The following is a 19484-nucleotide window of genomic DNA, read 5'->3' as shown; positions in this document are numbered from 1 at the left end:
GGCCGGTGATGAGGCCGCGCCAGCCACCGCGCAATGGGGAAATCCCATCTCGGCATAAGCATCGCATAAGCCTGCGATAAGTGTCGTGGCATCGTCGCCTGTGCAGGCGTACTATGCAGACGATGGCCAGTTTCAGCGACGATCCCCGCCCGTCCCCCCAGGCCCTGCTCCGCCAGTCGGCGCGTGAAGGGCGTGGCAAGCTCAAGATCTTCCTCGGCGCTGCGCCGGGGGTCGGCAAGACCTACGAGATGCTGCTCGACGGGGCCGAGCGGCTCCACGCCAGCATCGATGTGGTGGTCGCCGTGGTCGAGACGCATGGACGCGCCGACACCGAGGCGCTGATGGTGCCGTTCGAGATCATCCCGCGCCGGATCATCGAGCATCGCGGCCACCCGCTCCCCGAGATGGACCTCGATGCGGTGCTGGCGCGCCGCCCCGCGCTCGCATTGGTCGACGAGTTCGCCCATTCCAATGTCGAGGGCAGCCGCCATCCCAAGCGCTGGCAGGATATCGAGGAGCTGCTGGCCGCCGGGATCGACGTCTCCACGACGCTCAACATCCAGCATGTCGAGAGCCTCAACGATGTCGTCGCCAGCTTCACCCGCGTCCGCGTGCGCGAGACGGTGCCGGACAGCGTGTTCGAAGATGCCGAGGTCGAGGTGGTCGATCTGCCGCCGGACGATCTCATCGACCGGCTGAAGGAGGGCAAGGTCTATGTGCCGGAGGAGGCGACCCGCGCCCTCCAGCATTTCTTCTCCAAGCCCAATCTATCGGCCTTGCGCGAGATGGCGCTGCGCCGGGCGGCGATGAACGTCGATCGGCAGATGCTGGAGATGCTCGATGCCGGCGCGCTGCCCGGCGCCTATGGCGGCGAGCGGGTGCTGGTCGCGGTCTCCGAGCAGCCCGGCTGCGATACGCTGATCCGGGTCGCCAAGCGCCTGTCCGACGCGCTGCGCGCACCCTGGACGGCGGTGGTGATCGAGACGGCGCGCGCCGACGGGTTCGGCGAGGTCGAACGCCAGCGCGTCGCCGAGGTGCTGCGGCTGGCCGCCAGCCTCGGCGCCACCATCGCGCGGATGCCGGCGGAAAATGTCAGTCAGGGGTTGCTCGACCAGGTTCTGGCGATGCGCGCCACCCAGCTCGTGCTCGGCAAGTCGCGGCGGAGCTGGTGGTTCGAGGCGCGCCACGGATCGGTGGTCGATCGCATCCTGCGCGAGGGGCCGGAAGGCCTCGCGCTCCACGTCATTCCTGCCAACCGGCCGGCGGAAAACAGGCGCGGCGGCTTCGCCCCGATCGTGCGGGGCTGGGGTGGCCCGGTGCCCTATATGATCGCGATCCTGATGGTCGCGATCACCACCGTCATCGATCATTTCGCGGCGCCGCTGGTCGGCGAGGGCGGGCTCGATCTCATCTACCTGCTGCCGGTGATCCTCACCGCCCAGCGCTTCGGCCTGCGGCCGGGCCTGTTCGCCAGCCTCGTCGCCGGGCTCGCCTATAATTTCTTCTTCCTGCCGCCGCTCCACACCTTCACCATCGCCGATCCGCAGAGCCTGCTGACCATGCTGGTGCTGATCGGCATCGCGGCACTGGTCAGCAATCTCGCCGGGCGCCTGAAGATCCGCGCCAGCCTCGCCGCGCGCAGCGCCGCCGAGAATGCGCAGGTCGCCGCCTTCGGGCAGGCGCTGGCCCGCTCCTCGACCCGGCAGGAGACGGCGAACACCGTCTGCCACGAGATCGGCCTGCTGCTCGCCTGCGACACCCTGCTGCTCGCCGAGCGGGAGGGAGTGTTGACCGTCATCGCCGCCGAACCCGAGGCATCGCCGCTCGGCCCGGTCGACCAGGCCGCCGCCGAATGGTGCTGGTCCAAGGGCGAGCCTGCCGGGCGCGGCACCGCGACGCTGACCGCGGCCGACTGGCAGTTCCAGCCGCTCAAGACCGCGCTCGGCACGCTCGCCGTGCTCGGCCTCGCCCGCGACGACGGCACCGAGCCGGTCTCCGCCGATCGCATGGTACTGCTCTCCACCATCGCCAATCAGGCGGCGCTCGCCCATGAGCGGCTGCGGCTGGAGGGCGAGATGCGCGAGCTCGGCCTGCTCAAGGAGCGCGACCGGCTGCGCGCCGCCCTGCTCTCCTCGATCGGCCACGACCTGCGGACGCCGCTCACCTCGGTCGCCGGTGCGATCGAGGCGCTGGGTGTGGAAAATCCGGGCTCGGCCGAGGTGGTGGTCGCCCGCGCCGAGGTGCAAAGGCTCAAGCGCTTCCTCGACAATCTGGTCGACATGGTGCGGATCGATGCCGGCGCGCTCCACCTTACCCCCGAACCGATCGACCTGACCGACGCCGCCAGCGCCGCCGTCCACGATCTGCGCGACACGCTCGCCCATCATCGCATCGATCTCGCCATTCCCGGCAACCTGCCGCTGGTCCACGCCGATCCCCGCCTGCTCCACCACATCCTGATCAACCTGCTCGCCAACGCCGCCCAGCATGGCGCACCGGAGGGGCCGATCGCGATCGAGGCACGGCGGACATCGGGCGCGGTCCTGCTCGAAGTCCGCGATCGCGGCCCCGGCATCGAGCCGGGCGCGGAGGAGGCGATCTTCGAGACCTTCGCGCGCGGCAAGGGCAGCGATCGCAGCGGCGACAGCGGACTGGGCCTCGCCATCGTCAAGGGCTTCGCCGACGCGCTCGGCATCGGCGCCAGCGTCTCGACCGATCCCGATGGCGGCGCGGTGTTCACGCTGAGCATCCCCGAAGAGGCGCTTGTCCCGGCCTGAGCGCCGGCTTACGGCTCCTCGCGCTTCGCCCCGTCGAGCAGCGCGGCACGACGCGCCTGCTCGGCCGCTTCGGCCTCGCGCTCGGCCCTGGTGCGGCCAAACTTGGTGCGGTTGGCCTCGGCCGTCTTGGCCGCCTCGTCTTTGGCTTTGGCCTTGCGGGCGCGGTTGAGGTTGATGATCTCGGCCATCAGCGATGCTCCAGCTGCGCGGCAAGCCAGCGCGCCGCCTGATCGGGGCTCGCCTTGTCGCTGTCGCGATCGACCATGTAGTTCGCCTGGCGCATCGCCTCCACCGGAATCCGGTTCACCAGCGGCCTCAGCGCGCCGATGAAGCGGGCGTCGTGCGCGTGCGCCGGCGATACCAGCAGGATCGCGTCATAGCCCGGCAACGCATGGGCCGGATCGCCGAGTACAGTCAGATCGTCCGCCGCGATCCGGCCATCGCTGGAGAAAGCGGAAATCACATCCGCCTGCCCGCTTTCGAGCGCGCGATACATGAAGCTCGGCGAATAGGCGCGCTGGGTGGCGAAGCGTAGCCCATAGGCCGATTGCACCGCGCGCCATTCGGGCCGTGACAGGAATTCCAGATCGGCGCCCAGCCGGAGGGATGGCGCCTCTGCCGTCAGCCCGCGCAGATCGGCGATGCCCCGCCCCTTCTTCATCGCCAGCGCATAGGCATTCTCGAACCCCAGCGGGCCGATCAGAGCGGCCGGCCTTAGGAAATCGGCAATGGCGGCGAGCGTCTGCGCTTTCGGCGCGGGCTTGTCGCGGTGCATCGAATCCGCCCAGATCGTGCCCGAATAATCGACATAGACGTCGATATCGCCGGTCTTGAGCGCGCGCAGCGCCACCGCCGAACCCAACCCCTCGCGATAGCTGACGGCATAGCCCGCTCTCTCCAGCCGATCGCCGATCAGCCGGGCGAGGATGAACTGTTCGGAGAAATTCTTGGCGCCGACCACCACCGTCTTCGGGCCACCCCCGACCAGCGGTGTACAGGCCGCCAGCAAGCCGATCGCGACGCCGGCGATGCCGAGGATCAGCGACCAGCGCTCGCGCCGCGCGAGGCCGCGCTCGATCAGCGCGAGCAGGCCGTCCGCCGCCAGCGCCAGCGCGGCGGAGGCGAGGCAGCCTTGCAGCACCTGTGCCCAATCCTCGGTCTGGAGGCCCGCGAAGATCAGGTTGCCGAGGCTCGCCGCGCCCACCGTGGTGGCGAGCGTCGCCGCGCCGATCGTCCACACCGTCGCGGTGCGGATGCCGGCCATCACCACCGGCGCGGCCAGTGGCGCCTCGACCAGCCACAGCCGCTGGCCAGGCGTCATCCCGATCCCGTCCGCCGCCTCGATCACGGCGGGATCGAGCCCGCGCAAGCCGGCCACGACGTTGCGCAGGATCGGCAGCAGCGCGTAGAGCGCCAGCGCCAGCCAGGCGGGCAGGAAGCCCAGGGCCGGCAGCCCATGGCCGATCGCGAGCAGCAGCGGATAGAAGAGCGCGAGCAGCGCGAGGCCGGGGATGGTCTGGATCACCCCCGCCACGCCGAGCGACGCCGATGCCAGCCGCGGCCGTCGCGCAGCCGCCAGACCGAGCGGGAGTGCGATCAGCAGCGCCAGCCCCAGCGCCGCTGCCGAGAGCAGGATATGATGGGCGGCGAGGCCAAGTAGCTCGGTCATCCCCGCAGCGCCGCGATCGCTTCGGCCTGCCGGGCGGGCACCGCGACCAGCGCATCCGCCTCGGCGCCGGCCTGGCCCGCCAGCATCTCGGCCGGTGTCGCATCGCCGACGATCCGGCCCTTCGCCATCACGATCACCCGATCCGCCAGCAACAGCGCTTCCGCCATGTCATGCGTCACCATGATGCTGGTAAGGCCGAGCCGTTGGTGGAGCGCGCGATAGCGTTGCCCGATCGCATCACGGGTCACCGGATCGAGCGCGCCGAAGGGCTCGTCGAGCAGCATCAGCTTCGCCCCCGTCGCCAGGGCACGCGCGACACCGACCCGCTGGCGCTGCCCGCCCGACAGCGCGTCCGGCCGGCGCGAGGCATAGTCGGCGGGGAGATCGACCATCTTCAGCAGCGCGGGAGCATCGGGCGACGCTGTGCCGGCAATGCGCGGCACCAGCGCGATATTCTCGGCGACCGACATGTGCGGCATCAGCCCGATCGACTGGAAGACATAGCCGATCCGCCGGCGCAGCCACGGCGCCGGCCCATCCGCGACATCGCGGCCATCCACCCGGATGCGCCCGGCGTCGGGCTCGACCAGCCGGTTGACCATCCGCAGCAGCGTCGACTTGCCCGCGCCCGATCCGCCGACCAGCGCCACGAAGCTGCCGCCCGCGATCGTGCAGTCCACCGCATCGACCGCCGGCGCGCCATAGGATTTCGAGACGGTCTCGAACCGCACCTCGGGGCCGCAATCGTCCATCTCGCCTCCGCTGGCGCCGGATCGCCGCCTCTTCTACTGTCAGCTTGCATGAACGCTCGTCAAACCCCTTGGGGCCACGCCCCCAAAGCCGATGCGATCGAGGCCATGGCCCGTGCCGCGCTGGCCCGCCTCCCCAAGGCCTTTCGCACCCATCTCGACAATGTCGTGCTGCGCGTCGAGGAATATGCCGACGACGCCACGCTCGACGAGATGGGAATAGACGATCCCTTCGCGCTGTCCGGTCTCTACAGCGGTCGCCCGCTCGGCATGAAGAGCGTGGACGACACCGCGACGATGCCCGACATGATCCACCTCTACCGACGCGCGATCCTCGACGAATGGGCGGAGGGCGAGGTGACGCTGGAAACGTTGGTCGCGCATGTGCTGATCCACGAGGTCGGCCATCATTTCGGCCTGTCGGACGCCGACATGCACGCCCTGGAAGCCGCCGCCGAATGATCGTGACGCTGACCGACATCGCCTGCCTGCGCGGGCCACGACTGCTGTTCGAGAGAATGTCGCTGGCGCTCGATGCCGGCGAAGCACTCGTCGTCACCGGCCCCAACGGCGTCGGCAAATCGAGCCTGCTGCGCATCGTCGCCGGCCTGCTGCGCCCGTCCGCCGGCCGGATCGAACGAGTGGGCCAGGCGGCCTGGCTCGGCGAGGCCACCGCGCTCGACGGCGATCGCCCGCTGATCGAGGCGCTGCGCTTCTGGGCGCGGCTCGACGGCGGCGTGCCGGAGCCTGCGATGGACAAGATGGGCATCGCGCATCTCGCCCCCGTGCCGGTTCGCTATCTCTCCACCGGCCAGCGCCGTCGCGCCGCGATCGCGCGCACCATCGCGTCGGGCGCATCGCTCTGGGTGCTGGACGAGCCCGCCAACGGCCTCGACACCGAGGGCGTGGCGCGTCTCGCCATGGCCATTGACGGCCATCGTGCCAAGAGCGGCGCCGCGATCGTCGCGACTCACCTGCCGCTTCCGATCGACGGTGCGGCCAAGCTCTCGCTCGATGGCCTGCCGGCATGATTGCGCACCTCATCGCGCGCGATGCCATGCGGGGATTGCGCGCCGCCGGGCTTCCGGTGGCCTTCTTCCTGATCGCGGCGACGCTGTTTCCGTTCGCGGTCGGCCCCGATGCCCGGCTGCTGGCCAAGGCCGGCGGCGGGATGCTGTGGCTGGCGGCGCTGCTGGCCGCGCTGCTGCCGATCGAGCGGCTGGTCGCCCCCGATGCGGACGCCGGCATCCTCGATCAGTACGCGGCGCGCGGCATCTCCGACGAGGCCATCGCTCTCGCCAAGATCGTCGCGCACTGGCTGAGCTTCGGCCCGCCGCTGATGATCGCGGCACTGCCCGGCGCGGCGCTGCTCGGGCTCGACGCACCGACGCTCGGCCGGCTGGAGGCGGGGCTCGCGATCGGCACGCCCGCGCTCGCCGCGCTCGGCGTGACGGTCGCGGCGTTGACCGCCGGCCTGCGCGGTGCCGGGGCATTGGCGGGGCTCATGCTCTTGCCACTCGCGGTGCCGCTGCTCATCTTCGGCGCCGGTGCCTTGGCGGCTGACGGCGGCCAGGCCTTCAAGCTGCTCGGTGCCACCGCGCTGCTGCTGACCGCAGGCGCACCCTTTGCCGCGGGTGCGGCGTTGACCGCGCTCAGAGATTGAAGAGGAGACTTGGTATGAAGAGAATCGCGCTTGCTCTTTCGATGACGCTGGCGGCCGTTCCCGTCGTGGCCGGCGCCGCCCCGGTGGTCCGCCCGGCCCCCATCACCACCGTCACCGTGGAAATGGCCGATCGCGGTTTCCACCCGCAGGTGATCCGGCTCAAGGCGGGCCAGACCTACCGGCTGCGCTTCGTGAACCGCGACAAGACGACGCATGATTTCTTCGCACCCGGCCTGCTCAACGGCTCGCAGATCACCAGGCAGGAAGGATGGAAGCTCCGCGACGGCCGGCTGAACGTGCCGCCGCACGGCAGCAACTCGCTGATCCTGACGCCGATGCGCCCGGCGCCCTATGATGCCAAGTCGAGCAAGGCGATCGACGTCGTCTCCAACATGACCGCGCAGGTGCTGGTCTACTGATCGCCTGACCAGCGGGCGAAGATGGCGGTGGGGAGCAGCAGGCCGCGGGCCTCTTCGCGCACCGCCATCTCGCCGGCCTCGACCGTGCCGCCGAGATGCGCGGTCGCCTGCCGCAGCAGCTCGGCGATGGCGAGCGCCGACATCCGCACCGCATAGACGGTGAGGACGAGGAATTTCGATTCCGGGCCGAGCAGCTTCACAGCATCGGCAATCAGGCCGGGCAATCCCTCCTCGAGCCGCCAGACCTCGCCGGTCGGGCCACGCCCGAACTTGGGCGGATCGAGCATGATCCCGGCATAGCGCCGCTCGCGCCGCACCTCGCGCGCGGTGAACTTGACGGCATCGTCGATCATCCAGCGGATCGGCCTGTCGGCCATACCAGCCAGCACCGCATTGGCCTTGCCCTGCTCGACCGACTTCTTCGACGCATCGACATGGGTGACCTTGGCGCCCCTGGCTGCCAGCGCGAGGCTGCCGACGCCGGTATAGCCGAACAGGTTCATCACCTCGTCGCCGTCTGCCACGCGATCGCGCATCCACGCCCATTGCGGGGCCATGTCGGGGAAGAATTGGAGGTGGCGGAACGGCGTGTTGGCGGCGTGGAACTTCACGTCCTGCCAGCCGAGCGGCCAATCCCTCGGCACCCGCCGATCGAGGTTCCAGCGGCCACCGCCCTCCTCGTCGGACGCGCCGACGAACTCGCCGTCATGCTTCCAGTCGTCTGCGGCCGGCGCCCACATCGCCTGCGGCTCCGGCCGGACGAAGCGGAAGCGGCCGTAGCGCTCCAGCTTGCGGCCATGCCCCGAATCGACCAGCCCGTAATCGGGCCATGGCTCGGTGATGAGCGTTTCGAGCTTCACGCCAAAACCCCTTACGCGACCCGCGCGAGCTTGCCGCCGACGCTGGCGGTGGCGATGCCGCCGCCGATCGCCTCGGCGCCGGCGCGGCGGGCATGGGCGAGGTCCACACCATCGATCTGCGCGACCGTCTCCGCCACCGGCACGGCGCGGCCATGGACCTGGATCTGGCGGGCGAGATGATCGCAGCGCGCCTGCACCGATTCGAGGCCCATCAGCAGCCCGGCCTTGGCCTGGGCCTTGGCGCGGGCAAGCTCGGCCTCGGTCAGTTCCTCGGCGGTGCGGGCGAGCACCTCGCGGGAGAGCGCGAAGGCGCGCGGCGCATCGGCCTTGGCCGCCGCGCAATAGACGCCGAGTTGGCCGGTATCGGCCGCCGCCGAGCTCCACGCATAGACCGAATAGGCCAGGCCACGCTCCTCGCGCACCTCCTGGAACAGCCGCGACGACATGCCGCCGCCGGCCGCGCTGGCGAACAGGTTGAGCGCATAGGCGTCACCGTGGCGCTGATCGACACCGGGATGGGCGAAGGCGACATGGACCTGATCGAAACGCCGAGCATCGGTGACGACGCCCGATCCGAAGCGCGCCGGATCGAAGGCGGGCGGCGCACCGGCGGCGAGATCACCGAAGCGGGCCTCCGCCAGCTTCAGCAGTGCATCCTCGTCGACCTTGCCGGCGGCGGCAAGGACGAGGCCCTGCGGCCGATATTGCTCCTCCAGCCAGCGGCGCAGCGCGGCGACGTCGATGGCGGCGATCGTCTGCTCGTCGCCCAGCACCGGGCGGCCATAGGTCTGGCCCGGATAGGAAGCGGCGGCGAGATGATCGAAGATGATGTCGTCCGGCGCATCCCGCGATTCGCCCAGCTCGGCCAGCACGACCTGCTTCTCGCGCTCCAGCTCGTCGGCGGCAAAATGCGGGGCGCGGATCAGGTCGGCGATCAGGTCGACACCGAGCGCGAGGTCGTTCGGCAGCAGGCGGGCGTGGAACACGGTGGTGTCGCGCGAGGTCCAGGCGTTGAGCTGGCCGCCGACATCCTCGGCCGCCTCGGCGATCGCGCGCGCGCCACGGTCCCCCGCGCCTTTGAACACCATATGCTCGACCATGTGGGCAAGCCCGGTGAGATGCGCCGCCTCCGAGCGGCTGCCGACATCGGCATAGAGGCCGACCGCGAGCGTCTCGACGCCGTCCATGGGATCGATCGCGACGGTCAGGCCGTTGGCGAGGCGGTGGAGACGGGGGTTCATGCGCGAGGCCTCGCGCGCTCGGCAACATAGCCGGTGATCGCCTCGAAGGTGGCGGGGAGCACGGCGCAGCGCTCCTCCTTCTCCATGAGGCCGGCGATGCGCTCGGGCAGCGGCGCGCGCACGCCGATCGCCGCCTCCACCGCGTCGCCGAACTTGGCGGGGTGCGCCGTCGCCAGCGTCACCACCGGCACGTCGGCCGGCAGATCGCTCGCGCGCGCTGCGGCGAGGCCGATCGCGGTGTGCGGATCGATCACCTGGCCCGAGGCGTGGGCCCAGCGCATCGCGTCGACCATGCCGGCATGATCGACGCGGGCACTGGCGAAATCGGCGGCGGCACGAGTGCGCAACGCCTGCGGCAGACTCATCCGCCGATCGCCTTCGAAACCCCGCATGGCGGCCTCGAGCGCGCCGGCGTCGCGGCCGTGAAGATCGAACAGCAGCCGCTCGAAATTGGAGCTGACCTGGATGTCCATCGAGGGCGTGTGCGTCGGGGTCACGGTGCCGGTGGAATAGTCGCCCGCCGAAAGGGCGCGATGCAAGATGTCGTTGACGTTGGTCGCGACGATCAGCCGCTCGATCGGCAGCCCCATCTGCTTGGCGACATAGCCGGCGAACACGTCGCCGAAATTGCCGGTCGGCACCGAGAAGGCGACCGAGCGATGCGGCGCGCCGAGGCGGACGGCGGCATAGAAATAATAGACGATCTGCGCCGCGAGCCGCGCCCAGTTGATCGAATTGACCGCCGATAGCTGGAAGCGCCCGGCGAAATCCCGGTCGCCGAACATGCGCTTGACCAGCGCCTGGGCCTCGTCGAAATCGCCCTCGATCGCGATATTGTGGACGTTGGGCGCCAGCACCGTCGTCATCTGGCGGCGCTGGACGTCGGACACGCGGCCCTTCGGGTGGAGCATGAAGATGTCGATATGGGCGCGGTTCGCCACCGCCTCGATCGCCGCCGATCCGGTGTCGCCGGACGTCGCGCCGACGATGGTGAGATGCTGGTCGCCCTTCGACAGGAAGCGCTCGAACAACAGCCCGAGCATCTGGAGCGCGACATCCTTGAACGCCAGCGTCGGGCCGTGGAACAGCTCGAGCAGAAAATGCCGGTGATCGAGCTGCACCAAAGGCGTCACCGCCGCATGGCTGAAGCGACCATAGGCCGCCTCGCACAAGGCACGCAGATCGGCCTCGTCCAGCGCATCGCCGACGAACGGCTTCAGGATATGCACCGCCGTCTCGGCATAAGAGAGGCCGGCCAGCGCCTCGATCTCGGCCATGGTCAGCGTCGGCCAGGCTTCGGGCACGTAGAGACCGCCATCGGAGGCGAGCCCGGCGAGGGTGGCGGCTTGGAAGCCGAGCGTGTCGGCCTGCCCACGGGTGCTGATATAGCGCATATGGCCGCGCGGCTTAGACGGCGGGCGCCCCGCGGGCAAGCGAACAGGCGGGCGGGCCTGCCTGCCGCTGCGACACATCGCGACATTCGGGGGACATGCCAGAGACATTCCGCACCAAAATTCCGGGTGCATTGGGCGTTTCGAAGACGGAGGCGCCCGATGATGTTCCGACACAGCCAGCTCGATTATCTGCGCCAGCAGATCGCCGCCGAGGATGAACGCGCCCGCACCGGCGCGACGCTGGAGAAGCGCCGCATCCATGCCGAGCTGGCTTTCTACTACCGCACCGAACTGCGCGCGCTGAAGGCACGGCAGCTGGAACAGCGGCTGCGCATCGCCGCCGCGCAGGATCAACAGCCCCGCGCCTGATCCCACCGAACCGTCGCGCCGCGCCAGCCAACCGACCCGTCAGCCAGCCGTCCCCGTCAGCCGACTGCCCCGTCAGCCGAGCGACGGCGGCACCGGCGGCACGGGGCGCCGCCGCACCAGCGCGATGATGTAGATCCCCACCGCCAGCGCGGCGAAGATGAACCACTGCACCGCATACGCGAAATGATTATTGGGAATGTCCGCGAGGCTGGGTGGCTGGCTCGGCATGAGGCCGGGCGCGGCCGTGTCCGACACCAGCAGGATCTGGCCGTCATGATCGGGGCCGATCATGCCCTTCACCTCCCCCCCCTTCCAGCCCGGCGGATCGGATTGCTCGGACCATCCCATGTCGACCGCAATGCCCGGCCCTTCGGCGCCGGTGCGGCAATCGGCGACATGCCGCCAGCCGGCCTGCCCCTCCGCGTTGCGCCCCGCACTCGCCCGCCAGCCGACCGGTTCGAGGCAGAAGGCCTCGGATCGACGGAACAGCAGCGACTGATCGGTCGGATCGCGCGGAAAGGCGATCGGCGGCCGGTGCATGGCGGCGGCATAGCGGACGAGCAGCCCCTGCTTCCACTGCAACCGGTGCAGCTGCCAGGTGCCCAGCCCGATCATCGCCGCGACTGCCAGCGCGGCCAGCAGGGTCGGCAGGATCGGGACAGGGCGGGTCACGGGCCCTGACGTCGGCGGCGGCGCGGCTGGATCGGTCATCGACGCGCTATACCGCTCCGGCCCGCAAACACGAAGAGCGGACGCCGCCCGTCCTACCGCACCCGTATCCGCGTCAACCCGCGTAGGTCGCGCCCCAGCCGCCCCAGACATAGATGGAGAGGAACAGGAACAGCCACACCACGTCGACGAAATGCCAGTACCAGGCGGCTGCCTCGAAGCCGAAATGCTGGCGCGGGGTGAACTCGCCCTGATAGGCGCGATACTGGCAGACGGCGAGGAAGAGGGTGCCGACGATCACGTGGAAGCCGTGGAATCCGGTCGCCATGAAGAAGGTCGCGCCGAAGATATTGCCTTTGAAGGCGAAGGGCGCGTGGATATATTCCCAGGCCTGGATCGCGCTGAACAGCAGGCCCAGCAGGATCGTACACCACAGACCCTGCTTCAATCCCCTGCGATCGCCATGGATCAGCGCGTGGTGCGCCCAAGTCACGGTGGTGCCCGAACAGAGCAGGATGAGCGTGTTGAGCAGCGGAAATTGGAACGGGTCGAGCGGCGCAATTCCCTTCGGCGGCCATACCCCGCCCACTGCTTCCACCGCCTTGGGGAAGAGCGAGGCATCGAAGAAGGCCCAGAACCAGCCGACGAAGAACATAACCTCGGACGCGATGAACAGGATCATGCCGTAGCGCAGGTGAAGCTGCACCACCGGCGTGTGATCGCCGGCATGGGCCTCTTTGACAACATCCCCCCACCAGCTGAACATGAAGTAGATCAGCACCGCAAAGCCGATCGGCAAAAGCCAGTTGCCGAGCGCGTGGCCGTGCATGAACAGGATCAGCCCGGCGGCCACCGCCAGTGCCGAGAAGGCGCACAGGATCGGCCAGGGGCTCGGCGGCAGGATGTGATAGTCGTGGTTCTTCGCACCCGCCATCGCTCTACTCTCCTGTGCCCGGGCTCGTTCGGCCCATGGTCACCCGCGATCTTAGCCCTCGGCCGGCTTCTGGTCCACCGGGTAGAATGTATAGGACAGCGTGATTTCGGTGACGCCGGCATTGTCCCGATCCCTCAGGAAAGCCGGATCGACATAGAACACCACCGGCATACGCTGGGTCTCGCCGGGCTGGAGCGTCTGCTGGGTGAAGCAGAAACACTGGATCTTGACGAAATAGGCCGCACTCTGATCGGGCGAGATGTTGAAGGCGGCCGCCGCCGTGATCGGCCTGTCGGACAGGTTGGTCGCGTCGAAAAAAGCGAGCTGCCGGGCGCCGATGGCGACGCGCTGGGTCTTCTGCTCGGGCGCGAACCGCCAGGGCAGCCGGTTCGATATGTTGGCGTCGAAACGGACGGTGACGATCCTGCCGGTGTCGCCGGGCGCCTTCGCGCCCTCCTCGATGCGGGCGGTGCCGCCGAAGCCGGTCTGCTGGCAGAAGATGCGATAGAGCGGCACCGCGGCGAACCCCAGGCCGACCATCGCGCAGGCCACGGCGCCCGCGATCAGGGCTGTGCGCAGGTTCCGCCCTGCGTTCACTTCACCATCTTGGCGATGCTGATCGCGTAGACCAGCACGACGAAGGCGAAGAGCAGCAACGCCGTGATGATCGCCCGCGCCCGCTGCCGGCGGCGGATTTCGGCCGCATAATCGAGGATCGGGGCGGCCGGCGGTTCGGGATCGGGGACGGGATCGTGGCGTGGCATCAGCTGTACCACAGCCGATCGACGACGAGGATGCCGAAGCTCGCGAACAGGTAGAGGATCGAATAGCCGAACAGCTGGCGCTCGGCCTTCATCAGCGCCGGATCGGCCTCTCGCGAAAAGCCGACGCGGGCGGCGAGTCCCAGGAAAGCGAGGTTGAGCAGCACCGCCGCCACCCCATAGATCGGCCCGGACAGGCCGAGCGGCCATGGCGCGATCGCCACCGCCGCCATCGGCCAGGAATAGAGGAAGGCCTGGAGCCGGGTCGCCTTGGTGCCCGCCACCACCGACATCATCGGCACGCCGGCGGCGGCATAATCGGAATTCACGAACAGCGAGAGCGCCCAGAAATGCGGCGGCGTCCACAGGAAGACGAGCAGGAACAGCAGCACCGGCAGCAGCGCGACATGCCCGGTCGCCGCCGCCCAGCCGATCAGCGCCGGGAAGGCACCGGCGGCGCCCCCGATCACGATGTTCTGCGGCGTCCGGCGCTTGAGCCAGACGGTGTAGATGACGACGTAGAACAGGATCGAGACGGCCAGGATGGCGGCCGCCACCAGATTGAGCGCGAAGCCCATCAGGATCACCGAAAAGACACCGAGCCCCACCCCGAAATGCAGGGCGGACTGGCGATCCATGCGGCCGGCGGGCAGCGGCCGGTTGCGCGTCCGCTTCATCTTGGCGTCGATATCGGCTTCGTACCACTGGTTGAGCGTGGCGGCGGCACCGGCGCCCAGGGCGATGCACAGAATCGCGGTGAAGCCCAGCACCGGATGGATATGCGCCGGCGCGATCAGCAGGCCGCACAGCCCGGTGAACACCACCAGCGAGAGCACGCGCGGCTTGGTCAGCGCCCAGAAATCCTGCCATTCGGCGGGCAGCTGCGGGGGGGCCTGGATCGGCGCGGTCGCCATTCGGTCTGTCATCTCACTCTAAGTCATCGCCCGGGACGACACATGGTCCCGGCGCGCGCTGTAGCAGAAAACATGCAAAATATCAGATGCGATCGGGCACTCGCCCCAGATCGTGACGATCGCCGCCGTCCATGACCGGCAAGGTCTCGAACTGGTGATAGGGTGGCGGGCTCGACAGCGTCCATTCGAGCGTGGTCGCGCCGACGCCCCAGGGGTTGGCCGGCGCCTTCTTGCCCGCGACCAGCGCGTGAAGGATGTTGACGAAGAAGATCACCATGCTCGCCGCCATGATCATGTAGCCGATCGTGGCGACATGGTTCCACTTTTCGAACGCATCGGGATAGTTGGGCACGCGGCGCGGCATGCCCTGGCGGCCGAGGAAATGCATCGGGAAGAACAGCACGTTCACGCCGATGAAGAAGCCCCAGAAATGCAGGTGGCCGAGAAATTCGTTATACATGCGGCCCGACATCTTCGGGAACCAGTAATAGAAGCCCGCGAACAGCGAGAACACCGCCCCCAGCGACAGCACATAATGGAAATGCGCGACGACGTAATAGGTATCCTGGTAGTAATTATCGATGCCGCCGTTGGACAACACGACGCCGGTGACGCCGCCGACGGTGAACATGAAGATGAAGCCGATCGCCCACACCATCGGCACCCGGAAGTCGATCGATCCGCCCCACATCGTCGCGATCCACGAGAATATCTTGATGCCCGTGGGCACCGCGATCACCATCGTGGCGGCGGTGAAATACATCTTCGTGTTCACGTCGAGGCCGGTCGTGTACATGTGGTGCGCCCACACCACGAAGCCGACCACGCCGATCGCGACCATCGCATAGGCCATGCCGAGATAGCCGAACACCGGCTTCTTGGAGAAGGTGGCGATGATGTGGCTGATCATGCCGAAGCCCGGCAGGATCATGATGTAGACTTCGGGATGGCCGAAGAACCAGAACAGATGCTGGTAGAGGATCGGATCGCCGCCGCCGCTCGCATCGAAGAAGGTCGTACCGAAATTGCGATCGGTCAGCAGCATCGTGATCGCGGCGGCCAGCACCGGCAGCGCCAGCAGCAGCAGGAAGGCCGTCACCAGCACCGACCAGACGAACAGCGGCATCCGGTGCAGCGTCATGCCCGGCGCGCGCATGTTGAAGATGGTGGTGATGAAGTTGATCGCGCCGAGGATCGACGAGGCACCGGCGAGATGGAGTGCGAGGATCGCCATGTCGACCGCCGGCCCCGCCGATCCGCTGGTCGACAGCGGCGCATAGACCGTCCAGCCGGTGCCGGCACCATTGCCGGTGCCGCCGGGGACGAAGGTGCTGCCGAGCAACAGCAGGAAGGCCGGCACCAGCAGCCAGAAACTCACATTGTTCATGCGCGGGAAGGCCATGTCCGGCGCCCCGATCATGATCGGCACGAACCAGTTGCCGAAGCCGCCGATCATCGCCGGCATCACCATGAAGAACACCATGATCAGGCCGTGCGCGGTGATCAGCACGTTCCACAGGTGCAGCGCGGCATCATTGCCCGCCGGCTGACCCATAAAATGCGCCCAGCCATTCAGATACTGGATACCCGGATGCATCAACTCGGCCCGCATCATGCCGGATATGACACCGCCGATGATCCCCGCCGTGATCGCGAAGATCAAATAGAGGGTGCCGATATCCTTGTGATTGGTCGACAGGAACCAGCGCGCGAAAAAGGCCGGCTTGTGATCGGCATGATGATCCTGCCCGGTGCCAGGATGGCCACCCTCATGGTGGAAATGCAGGGCATTGGCCGTGGTGTCGGTCATGATCCGTGCCTCAGTTCGTCGTAGCGGCCGGCGACGCGGACGTCGCTGGGGCGGTCTTGGTCTCGGTGGCAGTCTCGGGTGGACCCGCCATCGCATGGCTGACCGGCCCATGCGCGGTCGCGTCGCCCGATACAGGCTTGGCGCCGCCGAGGCCAGAACCTCGCCGATCACCGCGCACCGTGCCGCCGTTCGCGGCCACCCACTGCGCGAACTGCGCCTTGCTCACCACCTCGACCGCGATCGGCATATAGCCATGCCGCGCACCGCACAGTTCCGAACATTGGCCATAATAGAGGCCGGGCCGATTGACCTTGAACCAGGTTTCGTTGAGCCGCCCCGGCACCGCGTCCATCTTGGTCCAGAAGGCCGGCACCGCGAAGCTGTGGATCACGTCGTCCGACGTGGCGATGATCTTGATCACGGCATGAACCGGCACCACCATCCGCGCATCGACGCCGAGCTGGCGCGGCTGGCCGGTCGCCTTGTCCTGCGCGTCGGTCAGGATGTTGGAGACGACCTCGAAATCGCCATTGTCGGGATATTGGTAGGACCAATACCATTGGTGGCCGATCACCTTCACGGTGAGATCGGGCTTGGGCGTGGCATATTGGCGGGCCAGCAGCGTGATCGACGGGACCGCGATCGACAGCAGGATCAGCACCGGGGCGACCGTCCAGATCACCTCGATCACCATATTGTGCGAGGTGCGCGACGGGATCGGATGGACGCGGCGATTGTAGCGCAGCGCCACCCAGCCGATCAGCGCCAGCACGAACAGGCAGATGATCGTGATGACATAGACCAGCACCGTATCGAAACGCTGCGCGAACAGGCCGTTATCCGTCACCTGCGGCTGGAGCGACAGCCTGTCGGTCGGTTGCCCGACGCCCGGCGTCGGGCCGTAAAAGGAGGGAATCCGGGCGGCAGGCGCAGCGGCAACCGCCGATGCCGGCGGCGACGCAGACGAAATGGCGATGGGGGCGACGGGAGAAGCCTGGGCGAAGACAGCACTGCTGGCCGCCATAACTGCCATGCCGGCCGCAATGGCCCAGGACAGATGCCTCTTCATGTCACCCCTCCACCGCGTTGTCTTATGTCGTGCGGGCAGGCCCGCGCGAACGACGGTTTGGCAGGAGTATAGCGCACCCGTGCAAAGCCTCAAGCGCGCGAAGTCCGGAACGGGCGATCCTCGACCATTGAAGCTTGGCCGCCAGACGCCTATCAGCGCCGCACTCCCGGGGACTTCGGACCAATCTTTCTGAGGCGATCATGACGGACGAAGAAGTACTGGCGGAATTCCGCGCGGCCGATGCCTTGCTGGACGGCCATTTCATCCTGTCCTCGGGCCTGCGCAGCCCGACCTATCTCCAATGCGCGCGCGTGCTGATGGACCCGAAGCGGGCCGCCCGCCTGTGCGCCGAACTGGCATCGCGCCTAACCCCGGCCGTCCATGCCGGCGTCTCCGCTGTGGTGTCGCCCGCCATGGGCGGCGTCATCGTCGGCTATGAGATGGCGCGCGCGCTTGGCGTCGAGGCGATGTTCGTCGAGCGGCCGACCGGCACCTTCGAGCTGCGCCGCGGCTTCTCGCTGGAGCCGGGCCAGAAGGTGCTGATGATGGAGGACGTCGTCACCACCGGGCTGTCGTCGCGCGAGGCGATCAAGGCGATCGAGGAAGCCGGCGGGCGGGTGATCGCGGCGGGCTGCCTGGTCGATCGTTCGGGCGGCAAGGCCGATGTCGGCGTGCCGCTGACCGCGTTGATCACGCTCGAAGTGCCCACCTACGAGCCGGATGCCCTCCCCGAATCGCTGGCCGCCATCCCCGCGATCAAGCCTGGAAGCCGGGCCAAGGCAGCCTGAAGCGACTCGCGGGCGCCCTCGCGACGCTCGTGAGTCGATTTCGGCCCGGCCCGGCCCGGCCTGATGCCGGGCCGCTCGCCGCCGACACGCCCCCCGCCCGCCCGTTCCGGCCTCGCAAAAGCGGGCGTCACGATATCGGCCTCGGCGAGGTTGGGCAGAATCAGGGCTTCGCCTATAGGGCGCTTTCGGCCTTGGGATGCGCGTGAATGACTGACACACTGAAACCGGGTAAATTGCGGCTGGGCGTCAACATCGACCATGTCGCGACGATCCGCAACGCGCGCGGCGGGCTCCACCCCGATCCGATCCGCGCCGCCCAGATCGCGCAGGCGGCAGGCGCCGACGGCATCACCGCGCATCTGCGCGAGGATCGCCGCCACATCATGGACGAGGATATCGCCCAGTTGATCGGTTCGATCGCCGTGCCGCTCAATTTCGAGATGGCGGCGACCGAGGACATGGTCGCCATTGCCCTGAAGCACCGCCCGCACGCCGCCTGCATCGTGCCCGAGCGGCGTGAGGAGGTGACCACCGAGGGCGGCCTCGACGCGGCCGGCCAGCATAATCGCCTGAAGCCGCTGATCACCCAATTGCGCGAGGCCGGTATCCGCGTCTCGCTGTTCATCGAGCCCGATCCCCGCCAGATCGAGGCGGCGATGAACCTCGGCGCGCCGGTGGTCGAGTTCCACACCGGCGCCTATGCCCATGCCGAGGGCGAGACGCAGGCCGCCGAACTGCGGCGCCTCACCGATGCGGTGGCGCTCGCCGCCAAGAACGGCATCGAACCCCATGCCGGCCACGGCCTGACCTACGACAACGTCACCCCGGTCGCCGCCATCCCGCAGATCGCCGAGCTGAATATCGGCCATTTCCTGATCGGCGAGGCGATCTTCACCGGGCTCGACGCCAGCGTCCGCCGGATGCGCGACCTGATGGATGCCGCGCGATGACGGGGGCGGCATGATCATCGGCCTCGGCTCGGACCTGTGCAATATCGAGCGGATCCAGAATTCGCTCGATCGCTTCGGCGCGCGCTTCATCGACCGCGTCTTCACCGCGGTGGAGCGCGACAAGTCCGAACGGCGGCCGTTCACCCGCGCTGGCACCTACGCCAAGCGCTTCGCCGCCAAGGAGGCCTTTTCCAAGGCGGTGGGCACCGGATTCAAGCAGGGCGTGTTCATGAAGGATATCGGCGTGGTCAACCTCCCCTCGGGTGCGCCGACCCTCGCACTCACCGGCGGGGCCAAGGCGAGGCTTGACGCGTTGATCCCTGCGGGCCACGCCCCGCATGTGCATCTGACGATGACCGACGACCATCCGTGGGCGCAGGCTTTCGTCATCATCGAGGCCGTCATCATAGAAACGCCGCCGATCGCGGCGGCGGCCGGGTAAGGAAGA

22 protein-coding genes are annotated in these 19484 nt (G+C 68.3%); 9 read left to right on the top strand and 13 right to left on the bottom strand.

The window, feature by feature from the left end; all coding sequences use genetic code 11:
- Positions 1 to 122 precede the first annotated feature (122 nt).
- Positions 123 to 2777: a sensor histidine kinase gene (locus tag PBT88_RS02150; protein WP_270077604.1), complete on the top strand. Its 2655-nt coding sequence runs from the start codon at positions 123 to 125 to the stop codon at positions 2775 to 2777.
- Positions 2778 to 2785: 8 nt separating this feature from the next.
- Here the strand turns inward: PBT88_RS02150 and PBT88_RS02145 are convergent, their stop codons facing one another.
- From PBT88_RS02145 to PBT88_RS02135, 3 genes are read right to left on the bottom strand one after another with little or no spacing between them, the layout of a single operon-like run.
- Positions 2786 to 2965, bottom strand: a complete 180-nt coding sequence (locus PBT88_RS02145) for a DUF4169 family protein (protein ID WP_270077603.1) — start codon at positions 2963 to 2965, stop codon at positions 2786 to 2788.
- Positions 2965 to 4446, bottom strand: a complete 1482-nt coding sequence (locus PBT88_RS02140; protein ID WP_270077602.1) for an ABC transporter permease/substrate-binding protein — start codon at positions 4444 to 4446, stop codon at positions 2965 to 2967. Before PBT88_RS02140 ends, PBT88_RS02145 begins: the two co-directional genes overlap by 1 nt.
- On the bottom strand, positions 4443 to 5198 hold the full coding sequence (locus tag PBT88_RS02135; protein ID WP_270077601.1) for an ATP-binding cassette domain-containing protein: 756 nt from the start codon (positions 5196 to 5198) through the stop codon (positions 4443 to 4445). Before PBT88_RS02135 ends, PBT88_RS02140 begins: the two co-directional genes overlap by 4 nt.
- 48 nt (positions 5199 to 5246) lie before the next feature.
- On the opposite strand from PBT88_RS02135, the gene PBT88_RS02130 reads away from it, so the two are divergent.
- Genes PBT88_RS02130 through PBT88_RS02115 form a run of 4 tightly spaced genes read left to right on the top strand, consistent with a single transcriptional unit; the run spans position 5247 to position 7277 of the window.
- Complete coding sequence (locus PBT88_RS02130; protein ID WP_270077600.1) at positions 5247 to 5657, top strand: metallopeptidase family protein; 411 nt, start codon at positions 5247 to 5249, stop codon at positions 5655 to 5657.
- Complete coding sequence (ccmA, locus tag PBT88_RS02125; protein WP_270077599.1) at positions 5654 to 6226, top strand: heme ABC exporter ATP-binding protein CcmA; 573 nt, start codon at positions 5654 to 5656, stop codon at positions 6224 to 6226. Before PBT88_RS02130 ends, ccmA begins: the two co-directional genes overlap by 4 nt.
- Positions 6223 to 6858, top strand: coding sequence for a heme exporter protein CcmB (locus PBT88_RS02120; RefSeq protein WP_270077598.1), 636 nt, complete (start codon positions 6223 to 6225; stop codon positions 6856 to 6858). Before ccmA ends, PBT88_RS02120 begins: the two co-directional genes overlap by 4 nt.
- Before the next feature lie 14 nt (positions 6859 to 6872).
- Positions 6873 to 7277 carry a cupredoxin domain-containing protein gene (locus tag PBT88_RS02115; RefSeq protein ID WP_270077597.1) on the top strand — a complete coding sequence of 135 codons (405 nt, stop codon included), beginning with the start codon at positions 6873 to 6875 and terminating at the stop codon, positions 7275 to 7277.
- Here PBT88_RS02115 and PBT88_RS02110 read toward each other — a convergent pair.
- Genes PBT88_RS02110 through thrC form a run of 3 tightly spaced genes read right to left on the bottom strand, consistent with a single transcriptional unit; the run spans position 7271 to position 10772 of the window.
- Positions 7271 to 8137 carry a class I SAM-dependent methyltransferase gene (locus PBT88_RS02110; RefSeq protein WP_270077596.1) on the bottom strand — a complete coding sequence of 289 codons (867 nt, stop codon included), beginning with the start codon at positions 8135 to 8137 and terminating at the stop codon, positions 7271 to 7273. The genes PBT88_RS02115 and PBT88_RS02110 overlap by 7 nt on opposite strands.
- Before the next feature lie 11 nt (positions 8138 to 8148).
- Positions 8149 to 9378, bottom strand: coding sequence for a M16 family metallopeptidase (locus PBT88_RS02105; protein ID WP_270077595.1), 1230 nt, complete (start codon positions 9376 to 9378; stop codon positions 8149 to 8151).
- On the bottom strand, positions 9375 to 10772 hold the full coding sequence (thrC, locus tag PBT88_RS02100) for a threonine synthase (RefSeq protein WP_270077594.1): 1398 nt from the start codon (positions 10770 to 10772) through the stop codon (positions 9375 to 9377). The genes PBT88_RS02105 and thrC overlap by 4 nt, the downstream gene beginning before the upstream one ends.
- Before the next feature lie 159 nt (positions 10773 to 10931).
- Between thrC and PBT88_RS02095 the strand changes: the two genes are divergently transcribed.
- Positions 10932 to 11141 carry a hypothetical protein gene (locus tag PBT88_RS02095; RefSeq protein ID WP_270077593.1) on the top strand — a complete coding sequence of 70 codons (210 nt, stop codon included), beginning with the start codon at positions 10932 to 10934 and terminating at the stop codon, positions 11139 to 11141.
- Between the two features lie 72 nt (positions 11142 to 11213).
- Here the strand turns inward: PBT88_RS02095 and PBT88_RS02090 are convergent, their stop codons facing one another.
- From PBT88_RS02090 to coxB, 7 genes are all read right to left on the bottom strand, one after another.
- A complete protein-coding gene (locus PBT88_RS02090; RefSeq protein ID WP_407696547.1) occupies positions 11214 to 11756 on the bottom strand; it encodes an SURF1 family protein in 543 nt (180 codons plus the stop codon).
- Positions 11757 to 11925: 169 nt separating this feature from the next.
- Positions 11926 to 12744: a cytochrome c oxidase subunit 3 gene (locus PBT88_RS02085; RefSeq protein WP_270077591.1), complete on the bottom strand. Its 819-nt coding sequence runs from the start codon at positions 12742 to 12744 to the stop codon at positions 11926 to 11928.
- A gap of 51 nt (positions 12745 to 12795) precedes the next feature.
- A complete protein-coding gene (locus PBT88_RS02080; RefSeq protein WP_270079144.1) occupies positions 12796 to 13284 on the bottom strand; it encodes a cytochrome c oxidase assembly protein in 489 nt (162 codons plus the stop codon).
- Between the two features lie 53 nt (positions 13285 to 13337).
- Entirely contained in the window at positions 13338 to 13508 is a 171-nt protein-coding gene (locus PBT88_RS02075) for a hypothetical protein (protein ID WP_270079346.1), read from the bottom strand.
- Positions 13508 to 14419 (bottom strand): heme o synthase, encoded by a 912-nt coding sequence (locus tag PBT88_RS02070; protein WP_270079143.1) that lies wholly within the window; start codon positions 14417 to 14419, stop codon positions 13508 to 13510. The genes PBT88_RS02075 and PBT88_RS02070 overlap by 1 nt, the downstream gene beginning before the upstream one ends.
- An 82-nt stretch (positions 14420 to 14501) precedes the next feature.
- Entirely contained in the window at positions 14502 to 16229 is a 1728-nt protein-coding gene (gene ctaD / locus PBT88_RS02065) for a cytochrome c oxidase subunit I (protein ID WP_270077590.1), read from the bottom strand.
- 10 nt (positions 16230 to 16239) lie between these two features.
- Complete coding sequence (gene coxB, locus PBT88_RS02060; protein ID WP_270077589.1) at positions 16240 to 17298, bottom strand: cytochrome c oxidase subunit II; 1059 nt, start codon at positions 17296 to 17298, stop codon at positions 16240 to 16242.
- Positions 17299 to 17498: 200 nt separating this feature from the next.
- Here coxB and pyrE point away from each other — a divergent pair, with 200 nt between their 5' ends.
- The 3 genes from pyrE (at position 17499) to acpS (ending at position 19478) form a co-directional block, all read left to right on the top strand.
- Positions 17499 to 18086: an orotate phosphoribosyltransferase gene (gene pyrE / locus PBT88_RS02055; protein ID WP_270077588.1), complete on the top strand. Its 588-nt coding sequence runs from the start codon at positions 17499 to 17501 to the stop codon at positions 18084 to 18086.
- Positions 18087 to 18292: 206 nt separating this feature from the next.
- Positions 18293 to 19036, top strand: coding sequence for a pyridoxine 5'-phosphate synthase (locus tag PBT88_RS02050; protein WP_270077587.1), 744 nt, complete (start codon positions 18293 to 18295; stop codon positions 19034 to 19036).
- Between the two features lie 10 nt (positions 19037 to 19046).
- On the top strand, positions 19047 to 19478 hold the full coding sequence (gene acpS / locus PBT88_RS02045; protein ID WP_270077586.1) for a holo-ACP synthase: 432 nt from the start codon (positions 19047 to 19049) through the stop codon (positions 19476 to 19478).
- Positions 19479 to 19484: the final 6 nt, after the last annotated feature.

This window comes from Sphingomonas abietis (assembly GCF_027625475.1).
In the GTDB taxonomy this organism is placed as follows: domain Bacteria; phylum Pseudomonadota; class Alphaproteobacteria; order Sphingomonadales; family Sphingomonadaceae; genus Solisphingomonas; species Solisphingomonas abietis.
This window is presented reverse-complemented; position numbering and strand designations above follow the sequence as displayed.

Coding starts and splice junctions, on each gene's coding strand:
- PBT88_RS02080 (WP_270079144.1), bottom strand. CDS start 13,284: ATGGTCGGCCTGGGGTTCGCCGCGGTGCCGCTCTATCGCATCTTCTGC.
- PBT88_RS02090 (WP_407696547.1), bottom strand. CDS start 11,756: ATGATCGGGCTGGGCACCTGGCAGCTGCACCGGTTGCAGTGGAAGCAG.
- PBT88_RS02095 (WP_270077593.1), top strand. CDS start 10,932: ATGATGTTCCGACACAGCCAGCTCGATTATCTGCGCCAGCAGATCGCC.
- pyrE (WP_270077588.1), top strand. CDS start 17,499: ATGACGGACGAAGAAGTACTGGCGGAATTCCGCGCGGCCGATGCCTTG.
- PBT88_RS02085 (WP_270077591.1), bottom strand. CDS start 12,744: ATGGCGGGTGCGAAGAACCACGACTATCACATCCTGCCGCCGAGCCCC.
- PBT88_RS02105 (WP_270077595.1), bottom strand. CDS start 9,378: ATGAACCCCCGTCTCCACCGCCTCGCCAACGGCCTGACCGTCGCGATC.
- PBT88_RS02145 (WP_270077603.1), bottom strand. CDS start 2,965: ATGGCCGAGATCATCAACCTCAACCGCGCCCGCAAGGCCAAAGCCAAA.
- ctaD (WP_270077590.1), bottom strand. CDS start 16,229: ATGACCGACACCACGGCCAATGCCCTGCATTTCCACCATGAGGGTGGC.
- thrC (WP_270077594.1), bottom strand. CDS start 10,772: ATGCGCTATATCAGCACCCGTGGGCAGGCCGACACGCTCGGCTTCCAA.
- coxB (WP_270077589.1), bottom strand. CDS start 17,298: ATGAAGAGGCATCTGTCCTGGGCCATTGCGGCCGGCATGGCAGTTATG.
- PBT88_RS02115 (WP_270077597.1), top strand. CDS start 6,873: ATGAAGAGAATCGCGCTTGCTCTTTCGATGACGCTGGCGGCCGTTCCC.
- PBT88_RS02075 (WP_270079346.1), bottom strand. CDS start 13,508: ATGCCACGCCACGATCCCGTCCCCGATCCCGAACCGCCGGCCGCCCCG.
- PBT88_RS02140 (WP_270077602.1), bottom strand. CDS start 4,446: ATGACCGAGCTACTTGGCCTCGCCGCCCATCATATCCTGCTCTCGGCA.
- PBT88_RS02120 (WP_270077598.1), top strand. CDS start 6,223: ATGATTGCGCACCTCATCGCGCGCGATGCCATGCGGGGATTGCGCGCC.
- PBT88_RS02135 (WP_270077601.1), bottom strand. CDS start 5,198: ATGGACGATTGCGGCCCCGAGGTGCGGTTCGAGACCGTCTCGAAATCC.
- PBT88_RS02130 (WP_270077600.1), top strand. CDS start 5,247: ATGAACGCTCGTCAAACCCCTTGGGGCCACGCCCCCAAAGCCGATGCG.
- PBT88_RS02050 (WP_270077587.1), top strand. CDS start 18,293: ATGACTGACACACTGAAACCGGGTAAATTGCGGCTGGGCGTCAACATC.
- PBT88_RS02070 (WP_270079143.1), bottom strand. CDS start 14,419: ATGGCGACCGCGCCGATCCAGGCCCCCCCGCAGCTGCCCGCCGAATGG.
- PBT88_RS02150 (WP_270077604.1), top strand. CDS start 123: ATGGCCAGTTTCAGCGACGATCCCCGCCCGTCCCCCCAGGCCCTGCTC.
- acpS (WP_270077586.1), top strand. CDS start 19,047: ATGATCATCGGCCTCGGCTCGGACCTGTGCAATATCGAGCGGATCCAG.
- ccmA (WP_270077599.1), top strand. CDS start 5,654: ATGATCGTGACGCTGACCGACATCGCCTGCCTGCGCGGGCCACGACTG.